The organism is Streptomyces sp. NPDC050433, assembly GCF_044458565.1.
Taxonomy (GTDB): domain Bacteria; phylum Actinomycetota; class Actinomycetes; order Streptomycetales; family Streptomycetaceae; genus Streptomyces.
The window spans coordinates 173,391-187,193 of the sequence record NZ_JBITIB010000006.1 but is presented as its reverse complement, the minus strand read 5'-3'; the positions used below and the strand labels follow the sequence as shown (position 1 = coordinate 187,193).

General features: G+C 67.6%; 11 protein-coding genes. 4 read left to right on the top strand and 7 right to left on the bottom strand.

Going from position 1 to position 13,803, the window contains the following annotated elements; genetic code table 11:
- The first annotated feature begins 1 nt into the window (after position 1).
- The gene (locus tag ACIBLA_RS10080; RefSeq protein ID WP_363241381.1) at positions 2-1,102 is read left to right on the top strand and encodes a MupA/Atu3671 family FMN-dependent luciferase-like monooxygenase; all 1,101 of its coding nucleotides are present in this window, start codon (positions 2-4) and stop codon (positions 1,100-1,102) included.
- Between the two features lie 90 nt (positions 1,103-1,192).
- The gene (locus ACIBLA_RS10075; protein ID WP_363241382.1) at positions 1,193-2,008 is read left to right on the top strand and encodes a methyltransferase domain-containing protein; all 816 of its coding nucleotides are present in this window, start codon (positions 1,193-1,195) and stop codon (positions 2,006-2,008) included.
- A 6-nt stretch (positions 2,009-2,014) separates the two neighbouring features.
- Here the strand turns inward: ACIBLA_RS10075 and ACIBLA_RS10070 are convergent, their stop codons facing one another.
- The 4 genes from ACIBLA_RS10070 to ACIBLA_RS10055 form a co-directional block, all read right to left on the bottom strand.
- On the bottom strand, positions 2,015-2,755 hold the full coding sequence (locus tag ACIBLA_RS10070) for a thioesterase II family protein (RefSeq protein WP_399198336.1): 741 nt from the start codon (positions 2,753-2,755) through the stop codon (positions 2,015-2,017).
- A 44-nt stretch (positions 2,756-2,799) separates the two neighbouring features.
- Positions 2,800-3,837, bottom strand: coding sequence for a ketoacyl-ACP synthase III family protein (locus tag ACIBLA_RS10065; RefSeq protein WP_399198335.1), 1,038 nt, complete (start codon positions 3,835-3,837; stop codon positions 2,800-2,802).
- A gap of 20 nt (positions 3,838-3,857) precedes the next feature.
- Positions 3,858-4,511, bottom strand: a complete 654-nt coding sequence (locus ACIBLA_RS10060; RefSeq protein WP_363241385.1) for a hypothetical protein — start codon at positions 4,509-4,511, stop codon at positions 3,858-3,860.
- Between the two features lie 183 nt (positions 4,512-4,694).
- On the bottom strand, positions 4,695-4,850 hold the full coding sequence (locus tag ACIBLA_RS10055; protein ID WP_363241386.1) for a hypothetical protein: 156 nt from the start codon (positions 4,848-4,850) through the stop codon (positions 4,695-4,697).
- A gap of 569 nt (positions 4,851-5,419) precedes the next feature.
- On the opposite strand from ACIBLA_RS10055, the gene ACIBLA_RS10050 reads away from it, so the two are divergent.
- Positions 5,420-7,312, top strand: a complete 1,893-nt coding sequence (locus tag ACIBLA_RS10050; protein WP_399198334.1) for a DNA/RNA helicase domain-containing protein — start codon at positions 5,420-5,422, stop codon at positions 7,310-7,312.
- A 284-nt stretch (positions 7,313-7,596) separates the two neighbouring features.
- Positions 7,597-9,714 (top strand): DUF2075 domain-containing protein, encoded by a 2,118-nt coding sequence (locus tag ACIBLA_RS10045; protein ID WP_399198369.1) that lies wholly within the window; start codon positions 7,597-7,599, stop codon positions 9,712-9,714.
- A gap of 56 nt (positions 9,715-9,770) precedes the next feature.
- Here ACIBLA_RS10045 and ACIBLA_RS10040 read toward each other — a convergent pair whose 3' ends face one another.
- The 3 genes from ACIBLA_RS10040 to brxD form a co-directional block, all read right to left on the bottom strand.
- Positions 9,771-9,899, bottom strand: a complete 129-nt coding sequence (locus ACIBLA_RS10040) for a DUF6408 family protein (protein ID WP_329036482.1) — start codon at positions 9,897-9,899, stop codon at positions 9,771-9,773.
- 305 nt (positions 9,900-10,204) lie between these two features.
- Positions 10,205-12,415 (bottom strand): DEAD/DEAH box helicase, encoded by a 2,211-nt coding sequence (locus ACIBLA_RS10035; protein ID WP_399198332.1) that lies wholly within the window; start codon positions 12,413-12,415, stop codon positions 10,205-10,207.
- Positions 12,415-13,773: a BREX system ATP-binding protein BrxD gene (brxD, locus tag ACIBLA_RS10030; protein ID WP_399198331.1), complete on the bottom strand. Its 1,359-nt coding sequence runs from the start codon at positions 13,771-13,773 to the stop codon at positions 12,415-12,417. The genes ACIBLA_RS10035 and brxD overlap by 1 nt, the downstream gene beginning before the upstream one ends.
- Positions 13,774-13,803: the final 30 nt, after the last annotated feature.

The following is a 13,803-nucleotide window of genomic DNA, read 5'->3' as shown; positions in this document are numbered from 1 at the left end:
CATGGACTTCAGCGTCTACTTCTTCTCCGCCAACGACCGCAACGACTTCGGCAGCCGGTACCGGTTCATCCTCGACGTGGCCCGCTACATCGACCGCCGCGGCTTCACCGCGATCTGGACCCCGGAACGCCACTTCCAGGAGTTCGGCGGCAGCTTCCCCAACCCGGCCGTGCTCTCAGCCGCCCTTGCCGTCACCACAGAGAACCTGCGGATCCGGGCCGGCAGCGTGGTCCTGCCCCACCACCACCCGGTCCGCCTCGTCGAGGAGTGGTCGCTGGTGGACCAGCTCTCCGGCGGGCGGGCGGGTGTCTGCCTGGCAACCGGATGGCACCAGGGGGACTTCGTCTTCTACCCGGACCACTACGAGCGGCGCAGGCAGTACACCCTCGACCATGTCGACACGGTCGCCGCCCTGTGGCGGGGAGAGTCCCGTGCCTTCCCCGGACCGGACGGCAGCACCCTGGACGTGCGGACCTACCCCCGTCCGCACCAGGCGGAGCTGCCCCTGTGGCTGGTCCACACCTCGAACCCGCACACCTGGACGGAGGCCGGGGAGCGCGGACTCAACGTCCTCACGCTGCTCACGAGCTGGGAGAAACTGGAGGAGGACATCGGCCGCTACCGGGCGGCCCGCGAGCGAGCCGGCCACGACCCGGCCACCGGCACCGTCACCGTGGGCATGCACACCTATCTCGGCGACGACGAGCAGGCCGTCTGGGACCGGGTGCGCGAGCCGGTCAAGCGCTACCTGGCCTCGTTCATGACGCAGAAGCGCAACGACGACAAGGTCAGCGGCCACGCGCGCGGCACCGACGCCGCCGAACAGGACAGGCTCGCCGAGATCATGGCGGAGGACTACTACACACGCCGCTCGCTGCTGGGGACCGAGGACAAGTGCGCCGCCACTGTCGAGAGGCTGCGTGCGGTGGGAGCGGACGAGATCGCCTGCCTCGTCGACTTCGGGCTGCCGTTCGACGACGTACTCGGAAGCCTTCCCGCGCTGGACGCGCTCCGCCGCCGCTGTGCCGTCGAACCCGCCGACCTGGCATCGACCTCTGCGCCGACCGCCGCCACCCCCATGAGCTGGTACTACACCACCTGACCACAACCGGCTCCACGCACCGCCACCCAGCGCGACCCGCAGCCGAACCCCACGGGACCCGCGTCCGACTCACCCAAAGAAGAGGTACGCATGACCTCATCGCAGCACGCCTCCAACAGCGAAGCCGTCGCCGATCTCTACGACTCCTTCAGCGAGTTCCACGCACGCATCAACGACAGCAACCTCCACGTCGGCTACTGGCAGAACGCCGACGACACGTCCACCTTCCAGGAAGCCACCGAACGCCTGACGGGCCTGATGATCGAGCGCCTCGCCCCGGACGCCGGTCAGCGCGTGCTCGACATCGGCTGCGGCATCGGCAAGCCGGCGTTGCGGCTCGCGGGCGGCCACCCGGTCGAGGTCGTGGGCGTGACGGTCAGCCCTCGCCAGATCGAGCTCGCCACCGCTCGGGCCGCCGAGTCGGGCCTGGCGGACCGTGTCCGGTTCGAACAGGCCGACGCCCAGCAACTGCCTTACCCGGACGCCTCGTTCGACGCGGGCTGGTTCTTCGAATCCCTCATCCACATGCCGGACAAGCCCCGGGCGGTCGCCGAGGCCGCCCGGGTGCTGCGTCCGGGCGCCACCCTTGTCGTCGCCGACATGTTCCACGAGCCGGGTAAGGACTGGTCCGAGATCCACCCGCTGGTCACCGCGGTGACGCTGGACACGTACGAACCACTGCTGACCAAGGCCGGGTTCGACGTCCTGGAGATGGCGGACGTGACGCCGCACATCAGGGTGCCCGAACCGGTGCGCGGTCAACTCCGGACGATGATGCTGGAACATCGTGAGGAGTGGGTGGACATCGCCGGCGAGGAAGTCGTGCGCGCCATGCTCGACCCCGAGGTCGACACGTTCTACACCCCGGGGCTCGGATACGTCCTGCTCACGGCACGCAGGCGCTGACAGCGCTCACGGCACCAGCGCGCGAAGCACCTCCGTGGACAGGTGCGCCAGCAGCCGGTCGCGGGACGGCTGGAGGAAGAAGTGATCGCCGGGCAGCAGCACTTCAGTGCAACCGCCGCGCGTCATCTTCCTCCAGCCGGCCAGCGATTCGGCGGTCGTCTCCGGGTCCTCGATGCCTCCGTAGGCGATCACCGGGCAGCTGAGTGCGGGCCCCGGAACGTAGCGGTAGGTCTCCAGCATGGTGGTGTCCGCCCGCAGGATCGGCAGGTACATCGCCCTCATCTGGGCGTCCTCGCGGATGAGCGGCGGGATCGCGCCGTAGCGTCGGTCCAGTACGTTCAGGTACTCCTCGTCGGGCAGTTGGTGCACGGTGCCTCTGTACGTCGGCTCCTGCGGCGCGTTGCGGGCCGATACGGCGAGGAGTACCGGCTCCGGCACCCCCCGCTCCCGCAGCGCCCGTACCGTTTCGAACGCCAGGAAGGCACCGAGGCTGTGCCCGAAGAACGCGTACGGCCCGGACAGTGACGGGGCCAGGGCATCGGCCAGTTCGCCCGCCGTCGCGCACAGGTCGGTCCGCAGCGGTTCGGCCAGCCGGGCGTCGCGGCCCGGCATGCGTACCGCCCACGGCTCGACCGCGGCCGGCAGCTGAGCGGCCCAGCTGTGGAAGACGGCCGCGCCGCCCCCGGCGTACGGGACGCACACCAGGCGCACCAGCGGAGCCGGTGTTTCCGCGACCGGTTCCCGCATCCGCAGCGCCCATGCGCTCGCAGACGGGACAGATGTGGCGACGGTCACCTGTCGGCCGGTGCCGGGACGTCGAGGATCTCTACCACGGCGCAGGAGAAGGAGATGCCGGCGCCGGCGCCCAGCAGCATCACCCGGTCGCCCGGTGACAGCGCGCCGGTCGACACCAGATGGTGGAGCGCGCTGCTCTGATCGCTCGCCCCCGTGTGCCCCACACCCCGGCCGAAGTCCCACACGCCCTTGTCCGCCGCGTCCTCACCGAACGGTTCGAGCAGTCGTCCCAGCACGTGTCGGTCTCCGACGAACTGGTGGGCCACCCGCGTGATGTCCTGCGGCTTGAGCCCGGCCTCCTCCAGTGTCTCGACGATCAGCGCCCGCTGGGTCTCGCCCATGAGCCGCCCCGCGTCGACCAGGTCCTGACCGCCCTTGTACGTGGCGGCGCGCTCGCGCAGATCCACCCGTGTACCGGTCGTGCAGCCCGGCGGGAACAGCGGCTCCCCGCCCCGGTTCAATTCCTCAAGCTCCGGCAAGGACACGGCGCGTACGTTGACGAGCCGGGCGAAACCGCCCTGCCGGGACAGGACGCACGCCGTGGCCACATCGCCGAACAGCCCGCCCGGCGTGGCCCGCCACCGGTCGACGAGAGGATCGCCCCAGTTGTCCGCCGACGTGATCAGCGCAGCCGTACGGTCCGCCGACGCCGCCAGGTAGAGGCTCGCGAACTCCATCGCGGCGAGAAAGCCGTTGCACCCCTGCCGTATCTCCAGGGCGGGGATGGTGCCGCCCACGGTGTGGCGGAGCACGTAGTGCTGCGGCGACCACAGGTCGGGGCCCTGGTGGTTGCAGGAGACGTGTATGAGGACGTCGATGTCGGCGTCGGCGTGACCGGACGCAGCCAGTGCCTCGCGGGCCGCGTCGATCGCCATGTCGGGGGCGGGTGTCTCACCGGCCACCGCCACCGACCGCCAGCCGAGCGCCTCGGCCTCCGCCGCGTCGTACCAGCCTGCGGCTACGGCCTGTTCGGTGGTGACCCGTTCGGGAACACGGGCCCCCAGACCCGCGAGGTACACATCGGAGAGCAACATGATGGGGGAGACCCTCTCGTTCAGACGGTGGCGGGACCGGGCTGGGCGGATATCGGCACAGGCCGGTCGAGCCCGTGGTTGCGCAGCGAGAACAGGCGTGCGTTCAGCCACATGCACGGCTGGATGAGAGTGTCGACCAACACCAGGAAGCACACGGTGCCCAGCCCCACCGGACCGCCCAGCAGATAGCCGGTCACCAGCAGGATCAGCTCCAGGCTGCCCTTCGCTACCCAGAACGGCCAGCGCCACCGGTGAGTCATGGTGATCGCCACCAGATCCATCGCGCGGATTCCGATGCCGCTCATGATGATCAGCGCGGAGCCGTAGGTGCACAGGAGTACGCCGACGAGCATGAGCGCGCCGGGCCGTATCGGCACCAGGCCGGCCGCGTCCACGGCGCGGAGCACGTCGATGATGCTGCCGCAGAGGAAGAACGTCACGAACGGCGAGAGGGGCGGCCTGCTCCGGTTCCAGCCGGCCCACACGGCCAGGCACACCACCGCGACGAGTGCCTGGGCGATACCGATGGTCAATGGAGCGTGTTCCAGCAGCCCGAGGGCGAAGACATCCAGCGGGTCGGTGCCCAGATCGGCGTGGATGAAGAAGGCGGCACCGGTCGAGAAGAGCAGGCATCCCGTCAGATAGACGGCGTAGCGCCCGCGGTGGCTCGTCACATGGTGACGAAAACGGCTGTTCAGTTCCTGACCCCGGGACATCACACTCACACAACTCTCCAGGCGGCTGGGGGCGGTTGAGGCAGGGCGGTCACGGACGAAGAGCCTCGCCCAAACCGCGGTTGCGCGCCCTGGGACCGGCCCCAGCATCAACCCCAGTTCGGTCGCCTCTACATGGACCGGTCATCGATCCGGAGACCTGGCGTCGGCCTGGTTGGGCCGGCCGGCGTTCATGCCCTCCGGCGAACGGAGATCCCTGGTGATCGAGACGATGGCGCCCTGGGCCTGCCGGGGATTCTTGCCGTGCTTGAGTTGGCAGTGGCCGTCCACAGTCACCACGGGGACGTGTCCGCTGTCACGCCAGGTCCCTTGATCAGCCCGCGCTGCTCCAGGGCCCCGGAGGTCTGTGTACGGGCGGGTGGGATGCGCACGGCATTAGGAAGCAGTCGCGATCTGCCGGGGAAGGGCCTAGCTACAGCTAGCCGCCCCGTCGCTTTCTCTCCGCCGTGACGCTCATTTGACGCTTTGCGGCCTGACGATCCCAAGACGGGGCCGGGAAAGAGCATCTGGCCTGTAAGTTTCCCTAGTCTCGGCCTGGGTGACATCTTTCCGATGACGCATCATGTGGAGTGCGTCGCGATCCTTGAATCGGCCGCGAAGGGCTCCTGACCTGCCTGATGCCGGGGCACGGCGGCATGATGCAATCGCCGCTGATCATGCCGCTCTACATCGGACGCGGCGCGCCCGATGGCTCCGCCCCATGGGTCACCGGCGCGGCTGTCAGGGCCGCCAGGTATTCTCGAACGCATCGTCAACGCGGCCCGACGGGCTTCCGTTCCACCCCGGTGGAGCTTCGAAGGACACGCCCCCACCCGCACGAGTCACTTCGTGCTGCCTGGGGGAAGTCCTTGCTCTTCCGCGCGTCCGCACAAACGGTCGCCGCCATGGCGCTCGACAGTTCGCTCTACCTCCAACTCACCGAGCGGTTCGTCCGTATGCACGGCTACCGGCCCGGAACCTCGGAGGTGCGCTCCTGGGAGGGGAGCATCCCCGAGTTGGCCGCCGCTCTCAACGATGCGGGCCTGGGCGACGTGGAGGTCATGCTGGAGTACTCGCTACCGCTGAACAGTAAGCGCGCCGATGCCGTGCTGGCCGGCGAACATCCGGTAACGGGGGAACCCTCCTACGTCGTGGTGGAGCTGAAGCAGTGGAGTCAGGCCGAGCCTCACGAGGACGACCCCACCCTGTGCCACGTGGACCCCTATGCGCATCCGGTTCTCAACCCGATCGAGCAGGTGCGGCGCTACTGTGAGTACCTCGTCAATTTCAACGGCGCGGTGGCTGAGCACCCCGGCCGGGTCAGCGGAGTGGCATTCCTGCACAACGCCACCGAGTCCGGGATCAGCGGCCTGCGCGCGGTAGAGCTTGACGACAGCGGTCAGTTGTTCACCGGCACTCGGCGTGGGGAGTTCCTCGACTCTCTCCGCGCCAAGCTCAGCGACAAGCACCCAGGCGCCCGTGCCGCTGACGAACTCTTGTCGGGCAAGACGGTCCCGTCGAAGCAGTTGATGGCCGCCGCCGCTCAAGAAGTGCGCGAGCGTGAGCAGTTCATCCTGCTCGACGAACAACAAGTTGCGTACCGGCTGGTGCTCAACGCCGTGCACAAGGCGAAGAGGTCCGACCACAAGGAAGTCCTGGTTGTCACCGGCGGGCCAGGCACCGGTAAGAGCGTGATCGCGCTGTCCCTGCTCGGCGAGTTGTACCGGCAGGGCGTTCCAGCCCTGCATGCCACCGGTTCTCAGTCGTTCACCAAGACGATGCGGAAGGTGGCGGGTTCCCGCAAGCGGGAGGTGCAGGAGCTGTTCAAGTACTTCAACAGTTTCATGAGCGCAGAGCAGAACACTCTTGACGTTCTGATCTGCGACGAGGCCCACCGCATCCGTGAGACCTCCGCCAACCGTTACACGCCCGCAGCCCACCGCACTGGCAGGCGGCAGATCGATGAACTTATTGATGTCGCTCGTGTCCCCGTTTTCCTTCTCGACGAGCACCAGGTTGTGCGCCCCGGCGAGATGGGGACCGTGGACGAGATCAAGGCGGCTGCGGCGGCCAAGGGCCTGGACTGTCATGTGGTTCCGCTGGACAGTCAGTTCCGTTGCGGCGGCAGTGACGCCTATCTGCGCTGGGTGGTGCGGCTACTCGCCCTTGAGCCTGGCGGCCCGGTCGTGTGGGAGCCTGACGATCGCATGCAGTTGTTGGTCGTCGACAGCCCACAGGAGATGGAAGCGTTCCTGGCCGCCCGCCGCGCACAGAAACACAGTGCCCGCATTTCCGCCGGCTACTGCTGGCGCTGGTCACCGGAACCCAAACCCGGCGCCCCGCTGCCACCCGACGTCGTCATCGGTGCCTGGGCACGCCCCTGGAATCTGCGTGGCGACCGCTCCGTTTCCGGTGCGCCTCCGGCAGCCCTGTGGGCCACGGACCCGGCGGGCTTCGGACAAGTAGGCTGCGTCTACACGGCCCAGGGCTTTGAGTACGACTGGTCCGGCGTCATCATCGGCCCCGACATGGTCTGGCGCGGCGATCGCTGGGTCACGGACCGTGCGGCGTCCAAGGACCCGGTTTTCACGAAGTCCACCACGACGGATGCCTACGTGGACCGCCTTATCCGCAACACCTACAAGGTATTGCTGACCCGAGGCATGATCGGCACGGTCGTCTACTCGACGGATCTGGAGACCAGGGAGAAGCTGCGAGAGTTGGCGGGCGGTCGTCTGGATCGGGAACCCGCCATCCTCTGATCGCACGGCAGGCAGTCCGGCAGGGCGCGATGACCAGAGCAGATCGGGGACGTCGTACATCGCACCGACAGCCTCTTGGACCTTCACGAACTCCCTCGAGGCCACCGACGGTGTGAATCGGCCACGTTGTCCGCAGATCGGGTTGAGCGCCGTGCCGACATTTCTCGGCAAGCGGCTCTTTCTCTATGATCACGGGTACTGATTGCGGCCAGACGGGCTTCCCCACGAGGACATGCCCCCACCCGCACGATTCACTCGTGCTCTGGGGGAACCACCTCGTGTCCATGCTCCTGTTGAAGTTGGCTGCGCAGGATCTGCTCACCTTGGAATCAAGGCGTCGTATGGTGCCGCATCTCGCCGCCAGGTGGCGACATTTTCGCGGGCAGGATGCCTCGGAATCGGAGCGCTCGGCTTGGGCGGAGAGCCTGGTGAGCCTTGCCAACGATCTGGTAGCCGCCGGCCGAGGGAATGTGGAGATGATCGTTGAGTGCGCCGCCACGCGCGACGAGACCGACCGTCCCGGTGACCCCCGACTTATCGACGTCGTGCTCGTGGGCCATCATCCGGAGGACCATCGGTTGTCCGTGCGACTCGTCGAGTTGAAGCGCTGGTCGACGGTGACCAGGGTGGAACGGGCCACCGCGGATTTGGTGGACGTACCGGGGATGGAGAACAAGAAGCATCCGGCTCTGCAATTGGCCGAATATTACGCGGCGTTCACGAGCGACCGGGGACCGCTGAGCGGACTCGACTTCGAATGCGGTGGCTTCGCCTATTTGCACAACGCCACGGACGAGTCCGTGCGGCCTCTGATCGACATCGACGCGCCCACCGGTGCCTACGCCCGTGTGTATACGAACGACGGGCGTGAAGAGTTACTGTCCGACCTCCGCAGGAACTTCGCCGAAGCGGGTGGTTCCTCAGCGGCTGAGATACTCCTACAGGGCATGGGGTTGCGCAACACACCGCTGCTCGACGCCATGATCTGGTCGCGTGGAGACGACACCGTCTTCACCTTGCGTGGACGACAGAAGGTGGTTGCCGACCAGATCATGGCCACGGCTTCCAAAGTCCTACCGGACCCTCGGCGTCCCGCACTCGTTCCGGACGAGCGGCGTGTGATCTTCTTGGTGACAGGTGGTGCCGGTACCGGAAAGAGTGCGATCGGCCTCCAGATCAAGGCAGAGCTGGAGAGTCAGGGCCGGACGGTCAAGTACGCCAGCGGCAGCAGGGCCTTCAACGGCGCGATCCAGGAACACGTCGGTTACGGTGACCGGGAGTTCAGAGAGACTTTCAGCTACTTCAGCAGTTTCGTCACTCCGCCGGACCCACGTCTGGACGTCCTGATCTGCGATGAGGCGCATCGCCTGCGAGACCGTTCGACCAGCCGTTTCTGGAAGCCGGAACAGCAGGGCACAGGGCCTCAGGTGGACGAACTGCTCGACGCGTCCCGCTTGACGGTGTTCTTCATGGACGAGGGCCAGTCCGTTCGGCCGAACGAGGTCGGCACCGTCGGTCTGATCGAGGAGGCGGCCAAGCGGTACGACGCCCAACTCCTGCGATACCCCCTCCGGGAGCAGTTCCGGTGCGGCGGCAGCGACGCCTACATTCGCTGGGTGCGCGCCATGCTCGGGGTGAAGGATGAGATTCCGGGACGGTGGACTCCTGACGGCCTGATGCACATCGAAGTGGCGGACACTCCCGAGGAACTCGAACAGATCATCCGTACCGAAGCTCTGGCCGGCGCATCCTCACGCATGGTGGCGGGCTACTGCTGGCCCTGGACGAAGCCGCTCGGCGAGGAGAAGCGGCTGGAGGCCGACGTCCGCATCAACGGTTGGCACCGGCCGTGGAACGCGGACAGCGAGACCTTCTGCGAGAACGACGCACCACCGTCGAAGATCTGGTCCGTGCACAAGAACGGCCTCGGACAGATCGGTTGTGTGTACACGGCGCAAGGTCTCGAATGGGACTGGTGCGGTGTGATCATGGGGGAGGACATGGTCCGCCGCGACGGCCGGTGGGAGTTTCGCCGGGGCAAGGAACGCGAGGGCCCGGAGCCGGGCGTCAAGCGTGTGGCGATACCCGGGTCGTTCGACCCGAAGGTGAAGGCCGGAAGCGTCGACGACGACGAATTCGCCCGGCTCGTCCGCCATGCCTACCACGTGTTGATGACCCGGGCGAGCCGTGCGACGGTGCTCTACTCCACGGATGAAGAGACGCGGGCCTACCTGAAGGAACTCGTTGGGGAGGTCGAGATCCACGGGCTGCGCCCCACCTGGGAGAACCTGCCGCAGGAAGCGCGTATACCGCATCTTCCTCGGCCGCGTCGGAGGGGGAAGCGCCCCCGCAGGAACCGAAACAGGCCGGACGCGCCGGGATCGGATCCGCGGCTGTTCTGACCGCTGACGCCGAGATTGTGGAGTGGCGGGCTCTCCGGGCCCGCCACCTGCCTGTGTCAAAAGACCAGACCAGCTGCCGCGATCAGGGCCGCCACCACAAGGTTGGCGACGACACCAACGGCGACGTCGACCAGGATCTCGCGAAGCCGGTTGCGACGTGCGGGTGTGTACTCAGCGGGGTTCATGGGTGACCACTCCTATGTGTGAGCTGGGAATGGCAGGGACCGCCCTACCGGGCATCCGCACTCACACCACGTTCAGCACACGGTGGAAACCACTCGTCAGTCACAGCTGAGGGCCGGCACCTGAACATCGCCGACGTACCCTCCGGGAAGGTGCGCAGCGCCAGCAACACTAGTACACAGCCGAGTTGTCGGTGAAATCATTCAATCCGTCGCCCGCTACGGTCAGTCGGTTGGGGACCGGCACTACGGGGCGGTGTCGGGGGTCGGACGCCGACGCCGACAGCCATACAGGGCGTCGGCCCGGTTCACTTGGCGGAGCCAACCTGGAAACGCACCGGCTCCTGGAGGGCCGTACGCGCTCCGTCGAAGTCGGCGAGGCGGGCGGCGACTGTGGCCACCGCGAGTCGTTCGGGCAGCGCGGTGGAGAACTTGAGCCCTCGCACCGCACGGCGGTCGACGTCCGGAAGTACGAGGACCTCGCCACCGCCCGCGGCCTCGCGGCTCGCACGCCACATATCGCGCGTCAGATCCTCCCGCAGCCGCACATAGCAGTCCGTCGGCCGCTGCACCGGATCGGCGATCGACGACAGCGTTGCCGCGAGTGTCGCGTTCGCGCGGTAACCGGCCCATGTCCACCACCGGACGTCGCCGCCCTGGCGCGCCACGAGCGTTCCACCGGGATCCACGATCTCGGTGGCCTCTTCCTCTCGCCACGTGGCAAGACACAGCTCGGCCCGCCGCGTGAGCGAAACTGGAGGATCGGCCCCGAGAAGGACCTCTCGCATCGCGCGCGTGAGGGCGAAGGAGAGCCCGACGAGTGAGCCGCTGGTCCACTTGGCGACACCGCCGCCGTCGGCCGGCTCGACGAAGACCCTTTTGCGCCCCCAGTCGATGAAAGTCACCTGCCAGCTCCGCCCGCCGAGCAGGAGCCGACGTGGGCCAGGACGTTCCTCGGTCAGTACCGAAGGATCCATCTGCCCGATCTCGGTGCGCCCGGCCAGGACCGTGAACTGCGGGGGCGCGGTGAAGGAGGCGGTCAGCTCGATGAAGTGCCGTCGTCCGAAACGACGCTCGGCTTCGGGGCCGACGAACAGCAGACCGTCGTCCTCGTCCAGGAAACCCTCGGCCACCAGGTGGCGCAGCACCGGCCGCGCCGAGCGGTCGAAGGGTGCGAGGCCGTTCCACTGTTCGGGCCACAACTGGTCGCCGATCCGCTGCTGTTGGAGAGTGACGGCCAGCAACTGCTGCGCCACCAGGTGGCGGGGCTCGGGCGGTGGGGTCACCGACTCCACCCAGCCTCTTCCCCAGAGCAGGAGTAGTGCAGCGGCCTGGAGGAGGCTGTCCTTTCGAGTGGCGAGAAACAGGCAGTTGCGGGTGTGTCCCGGGCGTCGCCCCGTACGCCCGATGCGTTGCAGGAACGAGGCGACGCTACTGGGTGAGTCGATCTGGATGACGCGATCCAAGTCGCCCACATCAATGCCCAGTTCCAGTGTGGACGTGGACACGATGACGCAGTCGCGGGCCTCGGCGAAAGCCTGCTCGGACCTGGCTCTCTCATCCGCCGACAGCGAGGCGTGGGACAGGAACACCGTCACCTCGCGCTCGCGCAGTGCGGCCCCCAACTGCTCGACCTGTCGCCGCGAGTCACAGAACACCAGCCGCTTCTCGCCCCTGTGCAGTGTGGCGATGAGCTTGGCGGCGTTGTCGAGAGAACCTACGTAGTCGAGCTCCACCTCGCCCGCCGGAGGCGCACCGCTCGGTCCGCTCGATGAAGAGGAGTTCGGCGCGACGACCAGGTCCGGGGCGACAACGCGCGCCGGTCGCTTGCCGGCGCCCGACCCCTGCAACCAGGCGAGCAGTTGGTCCGGATTACCGACGGTCGCCGACAGCCCGATGCGTTGGATGGGATGTCCGGCGACCCTTTCCAGGCGCTCCAGTACCGCGAGCAAGTGCCAGCCGCGATCGTCCCCCGCGAAGGCGTGGACCTCGTCCACGACGACCGCGCGTACACCCCCGAGGAGATGCGCGTGATCGGTCTTCACTCCGATGAGCATGGCCTCCAGCGACTCCGGTGTGGTGAGCAGCATGTCCGGCCGGTCGGTACGGATGCGCCGCCGCTGAGACTCCCTGGTGTCGCCGTGCCACAGTGCCGCACGGCGACCGAGCCATTGGGCGTACCCGTCGACGCGGGTCACGAGATTGTTGAGCAATGCCTTGAGCGGACAGAGGTACAGCACGGATGTGCCGGTCCAGCCTTGCTCCGACATGGCGGAAAGGATCGGCAGGCACGCGGCTTCGGTCTTTCCGCCCGCGGTGGGAGCGAGCAGAATCGCGTCTTCGCCGTCCATCAGCGGGTGGATCGCGGCCCGTTGCAGTGGTCGTAGGTCGGGCCAGCCCAGTGTGTTCACCACGTGATGGAGGACGACCGGGTCGAGCCGGTCCACCGGATCCTTCTGGGAGGCCACGGTCCGGGCGGGGTCCGGCGGAACGGCGCGCGCGTCGTCGGCGCCTGCCATCACACGTCCACGTCCAGTTCGACGTCGTCTGCCGAGCCCGCGGCGGCCGAGTTCCGCTCCACGTCTGTGAGTTCACTGGTGTTCACGGTGAGTTTGTAGTGCTGCCGCGGGTCGAAGTCGTCGAACTGGTCGATACGGTCGAGGACATCGCCCACCAGTTTCTTCAGGTAGAGCCGTGGCGCCACTCCCACCTTGCCGCCGAGCGCCCCGCCGACCGCGCGGGCGAGATCGGCGACGTACGCGTCGTCCGCGAGCGCCCTGATCCGGTCGGGGGCGCCGGCTCCGGCCGCGTAGAGATCGCGGATGGTCACGCCCAGGTGCACCAGCGATTCCTGGGTGAAGCCGGGCAGCCTCACTTGTACAGCGCGGGGATTGTCGAAGCGCGGGTCGGTGGTGAAGTCGGTGGCGAGGCGCTGGGCGAGCGGGGCGAGGCGCTGCACGCCCTGCTGCCCGTCGTAGAAGGCTGGGGTTCCGGTGATCACCAGATAGAGGCCGGGGAAGCGGCCCGAGTGCACCTCGTCGATCAGCTGGCGCAACGCGTTGAGCGCTTTGTCGCGGGCGTCGGACCGGACCCGTTGGAGCGTCTCGACCTCGTCGAGTACGACGAACAGCCCGCGGTGTCCTGAATCGCGCAGGACGGTCAACAGCCCCTGCAGAAAGCCCAGAGCGCCGAAGTGGTCGAGATCGCCGCGGACTCCGGCGGACCGCCGCGCTGCTGCGGCCACATGCGGCTGGCCACCCAGCCAGGCCAGAACTGCCGCTGCAGTCGTTTCGTCCCCCTCGGCGAGCGAGGACCGATAACCGCGCAACGCGGTCGCGAAGGACGGGGCGTGCCGTGAAACTTCGGCCAGTCGCGCGGTCAGCAGTTCCTCGACCGCACCGGTCAACTCGTCCTCGCTCACGCCCGCCGCGAGTGCGTCTTCTTCCAGGGTGTAGAACCAGGCGTCCACAATTGGCCTGAGTGCGCTCGGAGGGAAGCTCGATGTGGCCAGTCGCTCGGTGAGCCGTCGGTAGACGGTCTCCAGCCGGTGCAGCGGCGTCTCCGTCTCCGAGACCTGGATCTCGGCCACGGCGAAGCCGAGGCGCTTGGCCCGCTCACTCAGCCATCGGGTGAAGAACGTTTTGCCCGATCCGTACTCACCTCGTACGGCCTTGAACACCGCACCCTCCGAGGCGACCGACTCCAACTCGGCGTCGAGTGCACCTTCGAACCGGCCCAGTCCGGTGGCCAGTAGATCCAGCCCGCTCTCGGGCACGGCCCCACGGCGCAGCGCGTCGATGACCGACCGCCTGCGTGCAGCGGATGCGGGGGAGACGAAAGAGACGGGTGGGACGGGATTCGGCTCGGCTGGGCTCACCTGCTCAGTCTCTCACCCGGCGTGATCGGC

Coding starts and splice junctions, on each gene's coding strand:
- ACIBLA_RS10080 (WP_363241381.1), top strand. CDS start 2: ATGGACTTCAGCGTCTACTTCTTCTCCGCCAACGACCGCAACGACTTC.
- ACIBLA_RS10075 (WP_363241382.1), top strand. CDS start 1,193: ATGACCTCATCGCAGCACGCCTCCAACAGCGAAGCCGTCGCCGATCTC.
- ACIBLA_RS10070 (WP_399198336.1), bottom strand. CDS start 2,755: ATGCGGGAACCGGTCGCGGAAACACCGGCTCCGCTGGTGCGCCTGGTG.
- ACIBLA_RS10065 (WP_399198335.1), bottom strand. CDS start 3,837: ATGTTGCTCTCCGATGTGTACCTCGCGGGTCTGGGGGCCCGTGTTCCC.
- ACIBLA_RS10045 (WP_399198369.1), top strand. CDS start 7,597: ATGCTCCTGTTGAAGTTGGCTGCGCAGGATCTGCTCACCTTGGAATCA.
- ACIBLA_RS10040 (WP_329036482.1), bottom strand. CDS start 9,899: ATGAACCCCGCTGAGTACACACCCGCACGTCGCAACCGGCTTCGCGAG.
- ACIBLA_RS10035 (WP_399198332.1), bottom strand. CDS start 12,415: ATGGCAGGCGCCGACGACGCGCGCGCCGTTCCGCCGGACCCCGCCCGG.